General features: G+C 43.3%; 15 protein-coding genes. 1 reads left to right on the forward strand and 14 read right to left on the reverse strand.

Annotated features, from left to right (window positions below; translation table 11 throughout):
• Window positions 1-4: 4 nt before the first annotated feature.
• The 4 genes from uvrC to ACKTR2_RS02375 all read right to left on the reverse strand — a co-directional run bounded on the left by uvrC (window position 5) and on the right by ACKTR2_RS02375 (window position 5,672).
• The gene (uvrC, locus tag ACKTR2_RS02360; RefSeq protein WP_407882422.1) at window positions 5-1,846 is read right to left on the reverse strand and encodes an excinuclease ABC subunit UvrC; all 1,842 of its coding nucleotides are present in this window, start codon (window positions 1,844-1,846) and stop codon (window positions 5-7) included.
• Window positions 1,847-2,270: 424 nt separating this feature from the next.
• Window positions 2,271-3,410 carry an ArgE/DapE family deacylase gene (locus ACKTR2_RS02365; RefSeq protein ID WP_407882423.1) on the reverse strand — a complete coding sequence of 380 codons (1,140 nt, stop codon included), beginning with the start codon at window positions 3,408-3,410 and terminating at the stop codon, window positions 2,271-2,273.
• Between the two features lie 29 nt (window positions 3,411-3,439).
• Window positions 3,440-4,198 (reverse strand): amino acid ABC transporter ATP-binding protein, encoded by a 759-nt coding sequence (locus ACKTR2_RS02370; RefSeq protein ID WP_407882424.1) that lies wholly within the window; start codon window positions 4,196-4,198, stop codon window positions 3,440-3,442.
• Window positions 4,191-5,672 (reverse strand): ABC transporter substrate-binding protein/permease, encoded by a 1,482-nt coding sequence (locus tag ACKTR2_RS02375; protein WP_407882425.1) that lies wholly within the window; start codon window positions 5,670-5,672, stop codon window positions 4,191-4,193. The genes ACKTR2_RS02370 and ACKTR2_RS02375 overlap by 8 nt, the downstream gene beginning before the upstream one ends.
• A 252-nt stretch (window positions 5,673-5,924) precedes the next feature.
• Between ACKTR2_RS02375 and ACKTR2_RS02380 the strand changes: the two genes are divergently transcribed.
• Window positions 5,925-6,098 carry an SPJ_0845 family protein gene (locus tag ACKTR2_RS02380; RefSeq protein ID WP_407882426.1) on the forward strand — a complete coding sequence of 58 codons (174 nt, stop codon included), beginning with the start codon at window positions 5,925-5,927 and terminating at the stop codon, window positions 6,096-6,098.
• A 58-nt stretch (window positions 6,099-6,156) separates the two neighbouring features.
• On the opposite strand, the gene ACKTR2_RS02385 is transcribed toward ACKTR2_RS02380, so the two are convergent.
• The 10 genes from ACKTR2_RS02385 to holA all read right to left on the reverse strand — a co-directional run bounded on the left by ACKTR2_RS02385 (window position 6,157) and on the right by holA (window position 16,701).
• Window positions 6,157-6,459 carry a nucleoside triphosphate pyrophosphohydrolase family protein gene (locus ACKTR2_RS02385; protein WP_407882427.1) on the reverse strand — a complete coding sequence of 101 codons (303 nt, stop codon included), beginning with the start codon at window positions 6,457-6,459 and terminating at the stop codon, window positions 6,157-6,159.
• Between the two features lie 25 nt (window positions 6,460-6,484).
• Window positions 6,485-7,072, reverse strand: a complete 588-nt coding sequence (yihA, locus tag ACKTR2_RS02390; RefSeq protein WP_407882428.1) for a ribosome biogenesis GTP-binding protein YihA/YsxC — start codon at window positions 7,070-7,072, stop codon at window positions 6,485-6,487.
• Between the two features lie 190 nt (window positions 7,073-7,262).
• Entirely contained in the window at window positions 7,263-8,519 is a 1,257-nt protein-coding gene (clpX, locus tag ACKTR2_RS02395) for an ATP-dependent Clp protease ATP-binding subunit ClpX (protein WP_407882429.1), read from the reverse strand.
• 236 nt (window positions 8,520-8,755) lie between these two features.
• The gene (gene tig, locus ACKTR2_RS02400) at window positions 8,756-10,084 is read right to left on the reverse strand and encodes a trigger factor (RefSeq protein ID WP_407882430.1); all 1,329 of its coding nucleotides are present in this window, start codon (window positions 10,082-10,084) and stop codon (window positions 8,756-8,758) included.
• A 191-nt stretch (window positions 10,085-10,275) separates the two neighbouring features.
• Window positions 10,276-11,466, reverse strand: coding sequence for an elongation factor Tu (tuf, locus tag ACKTR2_RS02405; RefSeq protein WP_407882578.1), 1,191 nt, complete (start codon window positions 11,464-11,466; stop codon window positions 10,276-10,278).
• A gap of 215 nt (window positions 11,467-11,681) precedes the next feature.
• Complete coding sequence (locus ACKTR2_RS02410) at window positions 11,682-12,617, reverse strand: hypothetical protein (RefSeq protein ID WP_407882431.1); 936 nt, start codon at window positions 12,615-12,617, stop codon at window positions 11,682-11,684.
• 13 nt (window positions 12,618-12,630) lie between these two features.
• Window positions 12,631-14,349 (reverse strand): ribonuclease J, encoded by a 1,719-nt coding sequence (locus tag ACKTR2_RS02415; RefSeq protein ID WP_407882432.1) that lies wholly within the window; start codon window positions 14,347-14,349, stop codon window positions 12,631-12,633.
• 512 nt (window positions 14,350-14,861) lie between these two features.
• Window positions 14,862-15,131 carry a 30S ribosomal protein S15 gene (gene rpsO, locus ACKTR2_RS02420; RefSeq protein WP_407882433.1) on the reverse strand — a complete coding sequence of 90 codons (270 nt, stop codon included), beginning with the start codon at window positions 15,129-15,131 and terminating at the stop codon, window positions 14,862-14,864.
• 188 nt (window positions 15,132-15,319) lie between these two features.
• Window positions 15,320-15,574, reverse strand: a complete 255-nt coding sequence (rpsT, locus tag ACKTR2_RS02425) for a 30S ribosomal protein S20 (protein ID WP_407882434.1) — start codon at window positions 15,572-15,574, stop codon at window positions 15,320-15,322.
• 101 nt (window positions 15,575-15,675) lie between these two features.
• On the reverse strand, window positions 15,676-16,701 hold the full coding sequence (gene holA, locus ACKTR2_RS02430) for a DNA polymerase III subunit delta (protein ID WP_407882435.1): 1,026 nt from the start codon (window positions 16,699-16,701) through the stop codon (window positions 15,676-15,678).
• Between the last annotated feature and the right edge of the window lie 26 nt (window positions 16,702-16,727).

The following is a 16,727-nucleotide window of genomic DNA, read 5'->3' on the forward strand; positions in this document are numbered from 1 at the left end:
TCTGTTAATTATTTTGCTGACGATCGAGGTAACTTAATGACTGTTGCGCTTCTCCTGTGACCATCGCACCCACGGCCACGTGAACCGTCTGGGCGACTGTTTCGGATAGACCAAGTTCTCTCAAATCGCCGACTGAAGCATTAGCAATCTTTTTCAACGAACCATATTTTTTAAGCAATTTGGCTCGTGTTTTTGGTCCAACACCTTGAATCTCATCCAGCCTAGAACTTAATGAGTTCTTGTTGTGCAATTGCCGGTGGAAGGTGATCGCAAAGCGATGAACTTCATCTTGAATCCGCTGCAATAGGTAAAAGCCCTGTGATTTCGGATCCAGATTCAAATGTTCGTCCCGTTCGCCAAACATCAGATCCGCAGTTCGGTGATGATCATTTTTGACCATTCCAGCCACAGGAATGTCTAACCCCAGTTCGTTTTCCAATACATCTTTGGCGGCGTTCATCTGAATCGCCCCGCCATCCATCAAGATTAAATCCGGTAAGTCCGCATGTTCTTTTAATAGTCGCGAATACCGTCGGCGGATGACCTCCATCGTGCTAGCCGATTCATCCGCATGATCGACAGTCTTTAATTTGTACTTACGATATAGTTTTTTATTCGGCAAACCGTCTTCAAAGACAACCATCGCCGAAACTAAGTCAGCCCCCTGTTCATGGGAATGGTCGAATGCTTCAATCCGTTTAATTGGAGGTAATTTCATTACATCGGCAATCTCCTGCATCGCACCGGTCGTTTTATGCTCGTCTAACTCTAATAACCGAAATTTTTCTTCTAGGACTAAGCGGGCATTTTTGCCAGCCATTTCCATCAGATCTCGGCGTACCCCGCGTTGCGGTACATTAACGGCAACATTCAAGACTTCTTCAATTGCCCGTCGACTATCAGCGTCAATTGAACTTGGGACAAGAATTTCCTTAGGTAAGATTGCGTTTTTGCGATTATAAAATTGCATGATAAACGTTTGCATTTCCTCCGGTGCTGTCGAAACCACCGGGAACAGGCGCTTTTCACGTTTCATCAAGCGTGCTTGCCGAACAAAAAAAACTTGAATTGACAACCAGCCTTTATCCAAATAAAAATTGAAAATATCGCGAGGTGTCTGATCGTTACTAATAATCTTTTGTTTCTCCACCGTAACGTCGATGTAGTGCAATTGATCACGTAAATCAGCGGCCCGCTCGAACTCTAACTTTTCAGCTGCCTCGGTCATCTGTGCTTGCAGATGTTTAATCACTCGTCCTGTATTTCCGTTTAAGAATGACTTAATCCGTTTAATTTGCTCATCATAGGCGCTTCTGGGCACTTCTTTAAAACAAGCCCCAAGGCATTGTCCCATATGATAATACAAACATGGACGGCCTTGGTATCCCGAACAACGGCGCAGCGGATAAACTTTCTGCAGAAAGTGCAATGTTTCTTCAGCGGCATAAACATTCGGATAAGGCCCAAAATAATAGCCGCTATCCTTTTTCACATCGTTAGCAATCACCATTTTAGGATCTCGTTCATGCGTGATTTTGATGTAGGGATAGCCAGTCCCCCGCTTCAATTTAATGTTGTAATAGGGCTGATGCTTTTGAATTAGCGTAATTTCTAGTAAAAACGCTTCTTTATCCGTTGAGGTAATGATCGTTTCAAAATCAACAATATGCGCCACTAGCTGCGCTGTCTTACCTTCATGGGCACTTTTAAAATACGAACGAACCCGATTCTTTAAATTTTTGGCCTTACCGACATAAATGATTTTGCCGTTGATATCTTTCATCAAATAACAACCCGGCATGTCAGGCAACAAGGCTAACTTGTGTTCAATGTGTTCGGACGCCACACTTTTGCCTCCGTCTTCTGTAAAATCGTATGTTTAGTATACCGCAAGAACATCCGTTCGAAAAAGTAAAATGGCTTATTAATAAACACAGAGTGGAACAAGCCCGGTTTTGCTGAGCACTAGCTCAGGCTTAGGTGAAATCGCAAACTTTTCAAATGAAGTAGCCAACTTCAATCAGAATTCATTGATAACCAAGGCATTTCTCCCAAATTGAGTTTTCAGCACTGGCCAAATTGTTTCCCATTCGTGCTTAAAATTGTAACCGTTTAAATTTTACGACAACCACCAACAAGTTGCTAACGCCAAACTTGCCGAATAATTGAAAAGTTCCAACGTGCAACTCATTTTGAGCGCGCGTTGGAACTTTTTTAAAATGGACAAATAGATTAAGCGATCATTGTCAAATTTGTTCTCTTAAACTGGCCTAATTGGCCGCCCAGAAAGTCTCAGCTAACTGGCGATAGAAGTCACAACCAACTAAGTAATCGTCCACATCGACAAATTCGTTAACCTGATGATCCGTTGTACCGGCAGCTGGTCCGACGATAATAATCGGTAGCTTCCCAGCCTTAGTATATTCCGAAGCATCTGTCGCCCCAGTGCCAGCTACCAAGTGACCGCCACGATGAAAGTTTGTTTGGAGTAAATCGGCAGCAATTTTTGCCAGCTTAGTATCAGCCTGGCTTGGTAGCGGAGGCTCCGGATAGCTATAGTTGAGCGTTAATTGGGCTCCTTGTGCATTTAATCGATCCACAATGTTAGCTAGTTGATTCATTACAACATTGTTTGGATAAGCAGGAATTGTGCGAATATTACCAGTTAACCAAGCCTGTGCAGGGACGGAGTTGATTTGCTCACCACCATGAATTTGACTCAATACGTGGGTCAAACCGCCTAGGACCGGGTCCTTTTGATCATTATTCGACATTGCGTCTCGTACCTGTTGAGCAAAAGCAATCAGCGGCTCAATTGCATTAACCCCCTGATCTGGTCGTGACGCATGAGCCCCTTTACCAAGCGATTCAAGGCGATAATCAATCACGCCCTTATGCGTAACTTTAATGTCAAATCCACTCGGTTCACCGATCACTAAACCTGATAAATCATCGGCAAAACCAGCTTCTGTGAGCTGAGCGGCACCATATTCACCCGTTTCCTCGCCCACAGAGGCCAATAAACGAATCTGTCCGGGCAGTGATGCGTGCGTTGATAATAAATCTAGCATTGCGACCACTTGCGCGGCTAAACCCGCCTTCATATCACTAGCGCCACGTCCATAAACTTTTCCATCGGCAATGGTTCCAGAAAATGGTGGATATTGCCAAGCCACTGGATCGCCTGCAGCCACAACATCTTCATGCCCCGAAAAACCAAGGATTGGACCATGGTTACCAATTGTAATCACGAGATTGTCTCGCCCTGGCGCATAAGTGACTCGCTCAATTTGGGCCGGTTGATCTTTAAACAATTCGGTCAAATAATCGGCAACTTGAGCCTCACGATCGTTGACCGAAGGAATTGCAATTAAATCAGTTAAAATTTTTAATGCCGCCGTTTGTTCCATAATATTATTTTTTCCTCCACGCTCCGACGTTAGGCTTCCAGAATTTTAGCCAGAAAATCTTTAGCACGCTCGGTTTGCGGGTGATCAAAGAAATCTGTAGGTGTCGCTGATTCTTGAATGTACCCGTCGGCCATAAACCACACTTTATCGGCCACTGTCCGAGCAAAACCCATTTCGTGGGTTACGACCACCATGGTCATCCCTGCTTTGGCAAGATCCTGCATGACCTTTAAAACTTCTCCTACCATTTCAGGATCTAACGCGGAAGTCGGTTCATCAAATAACATCACTTTCGGATTCATGGCCAAGGCTCTTGCAATCGCAGCCCGTTGCTGCTGACCACCGGATAGACTCGCCGGAAATGCATCAGCTTTGTCATCTAGCCCCACTTGCTGCAATAATCGATGGGCGTCAGCTGTCGCTGCTGATTCGGCAACGCCTTTGACTTTCATGGGCGCTAACTTAATGTTTTCCAACACAGTTTTGTGAGGGAATAAGTTAAAACTCTGGAACACCATCCCCATCTGTTCGCGCATTTGATCCAAGTGCTTTTCATCTAGCTTAGTGAGATCATCGCCTTCAAAGATCACGGCACCAGAAGTAGGTTGATCTAACATGTTAAGGCATCGCAAAAAGGTACTTTTACCAGCTCCAGATGGACCAATCAAACAAATGACTTGCCCATTTTCAACCGCTTCATCAATATCTTTTAACACTTCATTTTTGCCAAACACTTTCTTCAAGTGTTGCACCGCTAATACGGGGGTCGTTTCTTGCTGGTTATTCATGTGACATTCTCCCTTCAAAGAACTTCATTGCCCGGGACAAACCAAAGGTCATGATAAAGTACAAGATCATCGTAATGATTAAAGGCATAACGCCACGATACGTGTCAGCTTGCACAATCCGTGACTGATAAATCAGGTCTTTAACCCCAATAATCGAAACAATCGAACTTTCTTTAATCAAAGAGACAAATTCATTACCTAAAGCTGGCCAGATATTCTTCATCGCTTGGGGCAAAATAATGTACCGCATCGTCATTGATTGAGATAGTCCTAACGAACGCGAAGCTTCCGTCTGACCAATTGCAATGGAATTAATACCGGACCTAATCACTTCTGCTACGTAAGCTCCAGAGTTTAGGGAAACAGCAATAATCCCGGACAATAAGGCGGGAATATTCACGACAACCCCAAGACCAAAGTAAATGAATAAAATTTGGACCATTAATGGCGTGCCCCGCACAAATTCGATATAACTTACTGAAATTGCATTTGCGAGTTTATTCTTGCTCAATCGCATTAGCGCTAACAATGTCCCCAATAAGAAGCCCAATACAACTGAGACGGCGGAGATCATCAACGTATAGCCGACACCAGCTACAAAGAAATCTTTGTAGGCCCACATTGAATTAGCATTTTGTGCTTGCTTCGATTTACCGGTAGCTAAATATTTTCCAGCATCTGGCAAATATTCTTTTTGAATGAGATGTTTTTGTTTAATTTCTACGATTGATTTATTGGCCGAATTAACCATCGATTGAGCGCCCTTCGGAAAAGCGATGGCAGAGCCTTGTTCACCGTCATCTTTAAAATGTGCGTTAATGGCCACTAAGCCGTCGGTGTTTTTCGCATAAGCTTCGGCCGTCGGTGAATCTAACGCGATTGCGTCGATTTTATTCGTTTGTAGTGCTAATACTAAATCGGTATCCTTATCCATACCCTTTAACGTTGATTTAGTGGCCTGCTTTTTGACCAAGTTATATTGAATGGATCCAGTTTGAGCGCCAATCGCTTTACCAGCTAAAGATTTGTAGCTCTTGATTGATTTCAAATCTGCTTTCCGAATCACCAAATCTTCCCCAGATTTGTAGTAAACGTCGGAGAAATCAACACTTTGGGCCCGTTTTGGTGTCTTGCTCATCCCCGCAATCACCATATCAACTTTACCAGTCTGCAATGCAACTAACAGCGAATCAAAATCCATTCGTTTGATGACTAATTTGACACCCATATCTTTGGCAACTTTCTTAGCGATGTCAATATCCATCCCCACCACTTTTGATTGTCCATTGACGTTTTTAGTGAATTCATATGGGGGAAAATCTGGACTCGTCCCCACAACTAATTCACCTTTGGCCTTCACATTGGTTAAATAATTGTCAGTTGCCGGTGTCGAGTCAGCCCTACCTGGTGCAGTGATGCCCAGTGTTAATAATAAAGCAAACACGAGTAAGCACCAATTCATGATTTTTTTCATCTACTGTTGTCCCCCATCGATTTGATAATGAAATTGAGTATAGGCTAATATGAAAAAATATGCAACATAAAATGAAAAAATAGACTAAATATACATTTTTAGGCGGATATTCAAGCAAATATTCATCTTTTGTTGATATTCTTTCATCATTCTCGCGCATTAGGCTTCACGCCGGTTGAAATCGGCGTAGTTTTGTTTAACGTTAAAATCTGCTACAATAGCCGCAACTTGATACGAGGAGGTACCGCCCTGATGGGATTACAATTTAAGCGCCGCGATGACCTTGACAAATTATTCGATCAGTTTGCATTAGATCCAAAAGACGTTAAAGATCCTTCCAAAACACCATTAAAACGTGAACATTTGACCGATAAAGAAAAGTCGGCCACGACGGAGAAAAAAGCAGATCAATCAAACGATCAGTAAAACAGCCATTAAAAATGGTCAACGATGTAATTGCATCGTTGACCATTTTTATTTGGGTTCATTCCCATTTAGCGTGCTGCGGATCCGGATAACGTTGATTCAACTCTGCCAGGTTCTGTTGAGCAACTTCTTCAAAATCAATATTAGCCCACTCGGCAATTTGTGACAGATACCATAATGTATCGCCCAATTCATGAGTCAACTTCTCCTTGTCTAATGTCCGGCCCTGAAAGGTGTAACGTTGCACCAAATCGACAACTTGGCCAGCCTCATTGGCGACACCCAAGGTCAGATTAGTCAGCACTTGTTCGTTACCAAATAAGGTACGCTTAGCTTCGTCCTGATAATGATTAAATTCCATAATTTTCTCCTTTAGCCATCGCGTTTTACAAGGCTGCCTGTTGTTCAATCCACTGCCAAACTACTGCTTTCCCCTGTTTAGTTTCGGCGGAGAACTGAATAAATGGCGCACTTGCCTGCATGCCCAAACCTTTGCGAATACGGCTTTCTGATTGATTCCACTTCCCCTTTGCAATTTTATCGGACTTCGTGGCCACCACTAATAACGGAATGTCGTAGTAAGTTAGCCAATCATACATACTAATATCATCCTCAGACGGGTCATGCCTGGCATCCACCAGTAAAATTACGCCGCGTAGTGGTTTGCGTGTACTCAAATACGTTTCGATCATCTGCCCAAAGGCTTCGCGGGCCTTTTTGGAAACTTTTGCAAATCCATATCCAGGAACATCAACAAAGTAGACTTGTTGTTCTACATTATAGAAGTTTAGCGTTTGCGTTTTGCCCGGCTGACTAGATGTCCGTGCGTAGGCTTTTCGATTGATTAAAGTATTGATCAATGAAGATTTGCCAACATTGGACCGCCCGGCCAAGGCAATCTCTGGTAAACCGCCGTCCGGATATTGTTTTGGCGCTACCGCACTAATTGTTAAATTAACTTCATGTACCTCCACGCGTGCTACCTCCTGATTTAATCACCATTCATCACATTAGTTCCAGCGCTTCTATCATAGCATAGCCACGCCAAAAATCGGTCGGTTTGATGAACTGGATTATTTTATAAACTGATGCTGAACGAACAAAAGGGGTCTATGTCCCCTTGGACATAGACCCCTTTTGTTCGCAATATCATTTTAAGGATGTCTAAGATGCCTTTTCACTTTTTAAAACCATTTCTGGTTGCGCATGATTGACCACAGTATCTTTAGTCAAGACAACTTTCTCAACATCATCACGACTTGGTAATTCGAACATAATGTCACGCATCGTCGCTTCCATGATTGAACGCAACCCACGTGCACCTGTATCACGAGCAATCGCCAACTTGGCCATTTCTCGTAGAGCCGGTCGTGTGAACTCCAGCTTCACACCATCTAGGCCGATGAGCTTTGTATATTGCTTGACTAACGCATTCTTGGGTTCCGTCAGGATCCGGATCAAGTCATCTTCATCAAGCTTCTCCAGCGCTGTCAAAATTGGCAACCGGCCGATAAATTCAGGAATCAAGCCAAATTCCAATAAATCTTCAGGCACAACATGTTGCATGATATCCTTATCCGTCATATTGGCAACTTCGCTCTTATTGGCCGAGTCTGTGCCGAAACCGATTGTTTTCTCACCCAACCGATTCTTGACAATATTCTCAATGCCATCAAACGCGCCACCGACGATAAATAAGATATTTGTCGTGTTAATTTGAATAAATTCCTGCTGGGGGTGCTTGCGCCCGCCCTGAGGTGGCACATTAGCTGTGGTTCCCTCTAAAATCTTTAGAAGTGCTTGTTGTACCCCTTCACCAGAGACATCACGAGTGATTGAAACATTTTCACTCTTCTTAGCGATTTTATCAATTTCGTCGATATACACAATACCGTGTTCTGCACGATCAACATCGTAGTCGGCATTTTGCAAAAGCTTCAACAAGATATTTTCGACATCTTCACCCACATAACCAGCTTCCGTCAATGTTGTGGCATCAGCAATCGCAAACGGTACATTTAAGATCTTAGCTAAACTCTGGGCCAAGTAGGTTTTACCAGAACCAGTAGGGCCGATGATACTAATGTTACTCTTTTGAAGTTCAGTGCCATCATCCTCAGCACTCAACTCATTGATCCGCTTATAGTGGTTATAAACCGCCACGGACAATGTGCGCTTTGCTTCATTTTGACCAATGACATATTGATCCAACGTTTTCACCATTTCAGCAGGCGTTGGTACGTCCAAAACTTGGCTCGCTGCGTCTTCAGCGAATTCTTCATCAATGATTTCTTTACATAAATCGATACATTCATTACAAATGTAGACGCCAGGCCCGGCCACAATTTTCTTCACTTGGTCTTGTGACTTCCCACAAAATGAACAGGTTACTGGGCCGTTGGGATCTGTATTATCAAACATTAGCAGCCTCGCTCTCATAAATTTCACTACTGGTGCGTATTTTCACCAATTGACTATCAACATCATAGCAGATTCTGCGTCAGACAGCTAACGTCCTGCTTTATCCACGCACAGTCCAAACACCAAAGATTAGATTTGGCGCAACTGCCGATGATGTTCAATTGTCATCATTAAAAAATGAGCAACCAAAATTGGCCACTCATTTTTAACACAATCACTCTTTAAAAAGCAACGACTTAGTCTTTATCACTCTTTGATTCTGACTTTTTGCTTTCTTGCTTAGCATTGTCAGCAATTAAGTCAACGGCTTTTTTAATGGCAATGTCGTGTTTCAACATATCGGATGTCAATGCAGAACGTACAGCATCTTCTTCCATACCATATTGACCAGCCAGTTCCTTAACCTCGGCATCAACATCGGCATCAGTTGCTGCAAGCTTTTCAGCGTCAACGATGGCTTCCAAGACTAAGTTCGTCTTAACCCGTCGTTCAGCATCTGGTGCGAATTGCTTATGCAAATCTTCCTCGGTGGTTCCAGTGATCTTGTAGTAAGTTTCCGGGTTAATACCTTGTTGTGCCATTTGGGCAAGATACTGGTCCATCTGACGATGAATATCTTCATCCATCATGGCATCAGGAATTTTACCACCGATAACCTCGGCGTTATCAACAGCGGCATTGATTGCTGCATCTTCAACAGCATCGTGAGCAGACTGCTTCTTTTCTTCCTTCAAGCGATCCTTGGTTTTAGCTTTTAATTCGTCTAAACTATCCACATCTTCGTCAACATCCTTGGCAAATTCATCGTCTAATTCAGGCAGTTCCTTCGTCTTAACTTCATGAATCTTGACGTCAAAAATAGCATCTTTACCAGCTAAATTCTCAGCTTGGTAATCTTTAGGGAACGTGACTTTGACCTGAATATCTTCATCAGCTTTATGTCCAACTAATTGATCTTCAAAACCAGGAATAAAGGAGTTAGAACCTAATTCAAGACTGTAATTTTCTGCTTTACCACCATCAAAATGGTCGCCATCAACAGAACCATCAAAATCGATTACAACCGTGTCGCCATTTTCAGCTGGCTTGTCTTCTTTTAAGACTAACTCAGCCTGTTGTTCACGCATTTTGTCTAATTCTTCATTGACTTGTTTAGCAGTTACAGTAGTGCTTTGCTTAGGAACCGTCACACCTTTGTATTCACCTAACTTAATTTCAGGAGCGACTGTGACATCAGCCTTTAAGACCCAGTCTTTACCCTTCTCCATACTTTTAACGTCAATTTGAGGTTGGTCCACCGGTGTAATGCCAGCTTCTTCGACAGCCTTAGAGTAAGCGTCCGGTAAAATGATGTTCAACGCGTCGTTGTACAATGATTCTTCACCATACATTTGGTTGAAGATAGCGCGAGGAACTTTGCCCTTACGAAAACCAGGAACGTTTAGTTGTTGACGAGTTTTAGCGAAGGCTTGATCCAATCCCTTTTGGATTTGGTCATTAGCGATTGAGAACGTCAATTCGCCTTGGTTGCCTTCTTTTTTAGCAAATTCTGCTTTAGCGACCATGTAAAAATTCCTCCAATTGAAGTCATACATTCAAGACTTCTGTTAAATTGCATACGCTTAATAGTGTAACTTACAGGTGCTTGCTTGTAAACCAATGCAGCGATAAATCGGCGTATCTTTCTTTTTGTGATACAAAAAAAGCCCAGCAAACGCTGAGCTTTTTGTTTGTTTCAGAATTAAACGAACTAAAATTAGTCGTCGATTTCAGAAACAACACCGGCACCAACCGTGTGTCCACCTTCACGAACAGTGAACTTAGTACCTTTTTCAATGGCAGCTGGTTCGATCAGTTCAACAGTGAACGTAACGTTATCACCAGGCATAACCATTTCAACACCATCAGGCAATTCGATAACACCAGTGATATCAGTGGTGTGGAAGTAAAATTGAGGACGGTAGTTTGAGAAGAATGGTGTGTGACGACCACCTTCATCTTTTGTCAGGATGTAGACTTCACCCTTGAACTTCTTGTGCGTCTGGATTGAACCAGGTGCGGCAAGCACTTGTCCACGGACAACTTGTTCACGGTCAATCCCACGAAGCAAAGCACCAACGTTATCGCCGGCTTCACCTAAGTCAAGTGTCTTACGGAACATTTCAAGACCAGTAACTGTGGTCTTCAAAACGTCGTCACGTAATCCAACGATTTCAACTTCATCGCCGACCTTAATCGTCCCACGGTCAATACGACCAGAAGCAACGGTCCCACGACCAGTGATCGTGAAGACATCTTCAACAGGCATCAAGAAAGGCTTGTCCATGTCACGATCTGGAGTTGGGATGTATTCATCAACAACGTCCATCAAGTGTAAGATAACCTTTTCTTGTTCTGGGTCGCCTTCCAAAGCCTTCAAAGCAGATCCACGGATAACAGGAACATCGTCACCAGGGAAATCGTATTCGGAAAGTAATTCACGAACTTCCATTTCAACTAGGTCAACCAGTTCGTCATCGTCAACTAAATCAGTCTTGTTTAAGAAAACAACGATGTAGTTAACACCAACTTGGCGAGCCAATAAGATGTGTTCACGCGTTTGTGGCATTGGGCCGTCAGTAGCGGCAACAACCAAAATCGCACCATCCATTTGAGCGGCACCAGTGATCATGTTCTTAACGTAGTCCGCGTGTCCTGGCGCATCAATATGTGCGTAGTGACGCTTTTCTGTTTCGTATTCAACGTGCGCCGTGTTGATCGTAATCCCACGTTCACGTTCTTCAGGGGCAGCATCGATAGAAGCGTAGTCTTGTTCCTTAGCCAAACCCTTTTCTGCCAAAACCTTAGTAATAGCAGCAGTTAAAGTTGTCTTCCCATGGTCAACGTGGCCAATAGTACCAATGTTAACATGGGGCTTAGTTCTTTCATAATGTTCTTTAGCCAAAATGAAAACCTCCAGTGTGTGATAGAAGAATGTCAGGTCCGCCCTGACGAATCTTTATAAAATAGTATACTACATCCTCGGTTGAGAACAAAGTGAAAACACTGACTTTTCACCGTTTCAGCCCAAGAATCCTTAAACATTATATATACTGCCTCATTGTTTGTAAATACAAAGTCTTGAAAATTTTCCAAGTGATTGTTCTAAACCAAAATAAGTAATTAATTTTCGTCTTCATTAGCCGCCAACTGATTCACTAATGTATCTAATCGTTTTTGCCATCGTTGTACGGCCGAATTAGCCACCAGGTGGTCACCTCGATAGGTGGCAATTAGCGCACGTACCCATGCGTCCTGATCACTGACTACCCGCCCAACAAACGGATACGTAAGCGTTAATTGCAAGCGAAGTTCTTGGCTCAGCAACGTTTCAGCAACAGGGTCTTGCTCAGATAATTGTTGACGCAACGTGGCTTGTGTCTGTTGATAGACCGGTTCCTCTTGTAGGGGCGTCAATTGGACAGGAATTACCTCATACTGCTGTTCGTCTATCCACCGAAACTTCACCGGTGTAGGCTCTTTAACCCGCTGCAACACTTCTAAAATACTTGCGACAAAGAGTGGATGCAGATACGGATCAAGTAAGAGAAATTTTGCTCCGGTTTCAAATTCTTGCAGCGGTAGTTTTAAGGCTGCTTGAAATCGTGCTTGTTGCTGCACTGGGGAAAGATCGCTCATATGATAAAACTGTTTACTGATCGTTTTGATTGTGGCAGCCGTAGTTTGTCGAGCTTCTGCCTCTGCTCCCGCAATCATATCGGTGCCGGTTCGCTTAAGCGTCGTATCATTAATGCCAGCCACAATTTCATGAGCCAAGACAAATTCATGAACACGCAGAAGCAACGTTAAGAGAAAACGAATGTCCGTCGCATTGGTCAAATAACTGTTTAAAAAATCATCCGCATACGTACGGGCACGAGAATATTCCTTGTGCATGTATAACGCTTCGACCAGTAAATGATTAAGATTGCTTGTTTGAACTTCCAGGTATAAATCTTCCAGCAAAGAAGCCGCCTGCGCGTAATCTTCACCATGAAAGGCACTTTTAGCCTTGGTGAGAACTTCGCGTTGGCGACTAGTCAATGCGTCTTCCGACATAATTATTAAACTCCTATTCAGTCGCTTGCTTATCTGAACGCTTGCCTCGTGGCCGGTGCGCATGTTGATTAACTTCCATGATCACTGGCAAGATAACTGGGTGTCGTTTTGTTTGGTCAAACAAATAACGGCCCAATTGCTCACGAACATCTTGTTTCAAATGTCCCCAATCAAATTCTTTATTATCCAGATTATTCTGTACTGCCTTTGTCACGAGCTCACTAGCTTCATGCATTAGATCTCGACTCGCCTTTACATAGACAAAACCACGTGATGTGATTTTAGGCTGCGCAATAATCTTCTTTTTTTTGCGATCAATGGTAACCACTGCAATAAAAATACCATCTTCTGACAAAATTTTCCGATCTCGCAACACGATGTTTCCGATATCCCCCACGCCAATACCATCAATCATCGTGTTACCAACTTCGATGCTTTCAGCAAGGTGCATTGGCACATCCCCATCGTAAATTAATGAGTCACCCCGCTGGGTAATAAAGATGTGATCTGCTGGAATCCCTGTTTCTTTCGCTAACTGAGCATGTCGATTCAAGACCCGGTATTCCCCTTGAATTGGAATAAAGTAGTCTGGATGCATGAAGTTCAGCATTAATTGCAAATCACTAGGAGCCCCATGACCTGACGATCGCAAACTATCTGCGATAGCCTCAACATGGGCGCCTGTTCGAAAAATCAAGTCTCGCGTTTTAGCCACATTGGTTTCCATAGCATGTGACGGTGTCGTAGTGATGAGGACCAAGTCGCCCTCGCTAATTCTTATATAGCGGTCTTCTCCGGTCGCCATCCGTTGCAATGCTTTGATAGGTTCACCCATTCGCCCAGTGGCTAAGATCACCGTCTCTTCTGGAGACAGCTGCTTCATTTCCTTAGGTGTCACGAGTAAATCTTCAACTGGTAGCTCAAGTTTGTTCAAGCGCATCGCTGTTCGCACAATTTTTTCAAGATCATGTCCCATTAAAACGACTCGGCGAGCTGTAGCAGCAGCGGCATTGAAAATTTGTTGAATTCGCAGAATATTGGATGCGACGCTGGCAACAATAATACGGCCTTCATGCCCTGCAAACTGATCTTGAACAAAGTCGCCAATTTGCTTCTCGGTTGCTGGTGAACCATACTGCTCAGCTCCAGCAGAATCGCTCACTAACGCGACTACGCCCGCCTTACCGATTTCACCTAAGCGTGCTAAATCAGTCTGATAAAAAGGCGCAGCCGTTTGATCGAACTTGAAATCCCCTGTGTAAACGACTTGTCCAAGTGGCGTTTTCACAGCAATACCCAAAGACTCAGGAATTGTATGTGTCGTCTTGAAGAAAGAAACCGTTTCAACGCCAAAATCGATTTCAGTATCAGCATCCACAACATGAAAATCGTTGAATTTTTTTGCCTTAGGATCTCCTTCAACATTAATCTTAGCCAATTCAATCGTCAGCTTCGAACCAAATACTGGCACATCAAATTCACTGACAAAATATGGCAACGCCCCAATTGCGTCTGCATGACCATGCGTTAAGAACACCCCAACAATTTGATCAGCGTGTTCTCGCAAATAGTTCCAGTCAGGAATCACAACATCAATCCCCAACAATTCATTTTCCGGGTACTTTAGCCCACAATCTAAAATAAAAATGTCCTCATTAACCTCAAGGGCATACATGTTTTTTCCGTTTTCGCGAACCCCGCCAAACGGAATTATCCGAATCTGATCACTCAAATTAGTCACCTCAAAATAATTAAATTAATAAATAGACGAACAGGTCAGTCAATTTTTCTTATCGGTCCGTCAATAGTGGGCATAATAGCTCAGTACGCGGGCAGCTTAACGTCGCAAACTGGTTAACGTTATTAAAGGAGCAGCAACTCCACAAAAATGATCGTACTTCTTTGTTCGGGAAATTTTCTACAGTCAGCTTAGCATAAACACGTTCAAAAACCAATGCGGGTCACTCAAAACGATGGCGTCAGCCTTTGCCTTTAGACACTTAGTATCTTACTGGATCGCTTGCCGCCGACTGGTATGAACTTCACGGTCATTTTGCTGCTTAAGTCATGTGTCTATTTGAATTTCAGTTTCAAAACTCAGTGACATGCAGGCAGCTGTCCAAATCAAGCTCATTCGATTCGCCAATACTCTTTCTCATTAAGCAATAAATGGCAACAAGTGCAAAAAAAGCACCACCCAGAAATTCTGGATGGCACTTCTCACACACTTCGGTAACGAACTGATTACCGACGTAGGCCCAATTTTTGGATTAACGTCCGATAACGTTCAACATCCGTGTTACGCAGGTAGCGCAGTAAGTTACGACGGTGACCAATTTTTTTCAACAAACCACGTTGTGAATGGTAGTCGTGGATGTGCACTTGTAAGTGCGCATTCAATTGGTTGATGTCCGCCGTTAAAACTGCGATTTGAACCTCAGCAGAACCCGTGTCGCCATCGTGACGTGCGTATTCTGAAATAATTTGGTTCTTTTCTGCTTGTGTAATTGCCATGGATAAAATCCACCTTTCCTATTTGTCACCGCAGACCGAGTACTCGCCAAGTGGTGGCGAAATACCAAGTGAGGGTCGTGCTAAGCACTTCAACTATTTTACTGGTCCGACCGCTAAAACGCAAGCTTTCTGCTGCAAGTCATCAACAAAAGAAAAAACCATCTCCAAATTGGCGATGGCCTTAAAATTTACTTAGCTAAACGAGCGGATAAACGTGACTTGTCACGAGAAGCCTTATTCTTTTTGATCAAACCCTTTGAGAAGGCGCGGTCAATTGCTGCGCTAGCAGCACGGTACAAGTCTTCTACGTTGTCGGCGCCTGCAGTAACGGCTTTTTCGAAGCGCCGAATTGCAGTCCGTTCTTCGCTCAATTGAGCAGCGCGACGTGCGTTTGCGATTTCGTTCGTCTTGACACGTGCAATGGCTGATTTAGTAACTGGCATTAAGTTCACCTCCATAGCGTTTGATTCAAATCAAACAAATTTCAACAGACACCATTATACAAGACCGATACTACCAATGCAATAAGGAAATAAATCAGCACTTAGGCAGCCTGGTTCGTAAATGCTAACATGAAGAGGTTAAATAAGAGCTCTGGATCTTGACTTGTCTGTTTCAATTGTGTCTCCACATTGATCAATCCTAGAAAAGCCCGGCTCAAATCCCGTTGAGAAAAACGACGATTGCTTTGTAAAGCTAATTTAACTCGATATGGATGGACCTTTAAAGTCGATGAAATCGCCCCTTGGCTTAAACCACGACCGCTGAGAACTTTTGCTTGAAGTAATAAACGAAATTGACTGACTAAGACAGCATTTATTCGTAATGGTTCTTCACCGTTCAACAGCAGTTCGTGATATTGACTCACCGCCTGACCGACTTGACGATTCAGCACTGCTGTCACTAACTCAAAAACGTTATCTGCTAATGATTGTGGCACCAGCCCTAGCACCGCATCAGTGGTAATTTCATGGTCAGCAACCCCGTATAATTCTAATTTTGTCAGGTTAGCCATCATCAAAGATAAATCTGCATTCGTTCGTTGCACCAGTAGATCCAATGCTTGGTCAGCAAACGTAAACCCTTCACGATTGGCCGCCTCAGTCACTAATTGACGCCCTTGTGCTTCAGACAATGGTGCAACAGAAACATTAACCGCTTGCTTCTTTAGTTGTTTAACAAGCTTTTTGCGGCCATCCAGTTTTTCGTAAGGGGCCAATACGACAAAAATAGTGGTTGGTTCAGGATGATGAATATAATTGAGTAACGCATCCAAATCGTGATCGACTTTAGCCTTATGTGTATCACCCGTCAAAAACAATGGTTTATTAATCATTACCAGTCGATGCTCGCCAAAAAAAGGTAATGACATCGCATCGTCTAAGGCGACAGCAACTGGTGTTTGGTCCATATCGTAACGACCGACATTCATTTGAACCTGCTCGTCAGGAATCAACCTTAAAAATGCGTTTTGAATTTGATTTAATAAATAGGCCTCGGTACCGGTGATCAAATAAAGCGGTGCAATTTGACCAGCACTAAGTTGTTGGAGCAGCTCCTTCACATTCATACCTATCTCCTCAATAAAAAAATTAA

Origin of the sequence: Furfurilactobacillus curtus, assembly GCF_045862785.1 — a bacterium.
Lineage (GTDB): Bacteria > Bacillota > Bacilli > Lactobacillales > Lactobacillaceae > Furfurilactobacillus > Furfurilactobacillus curtus.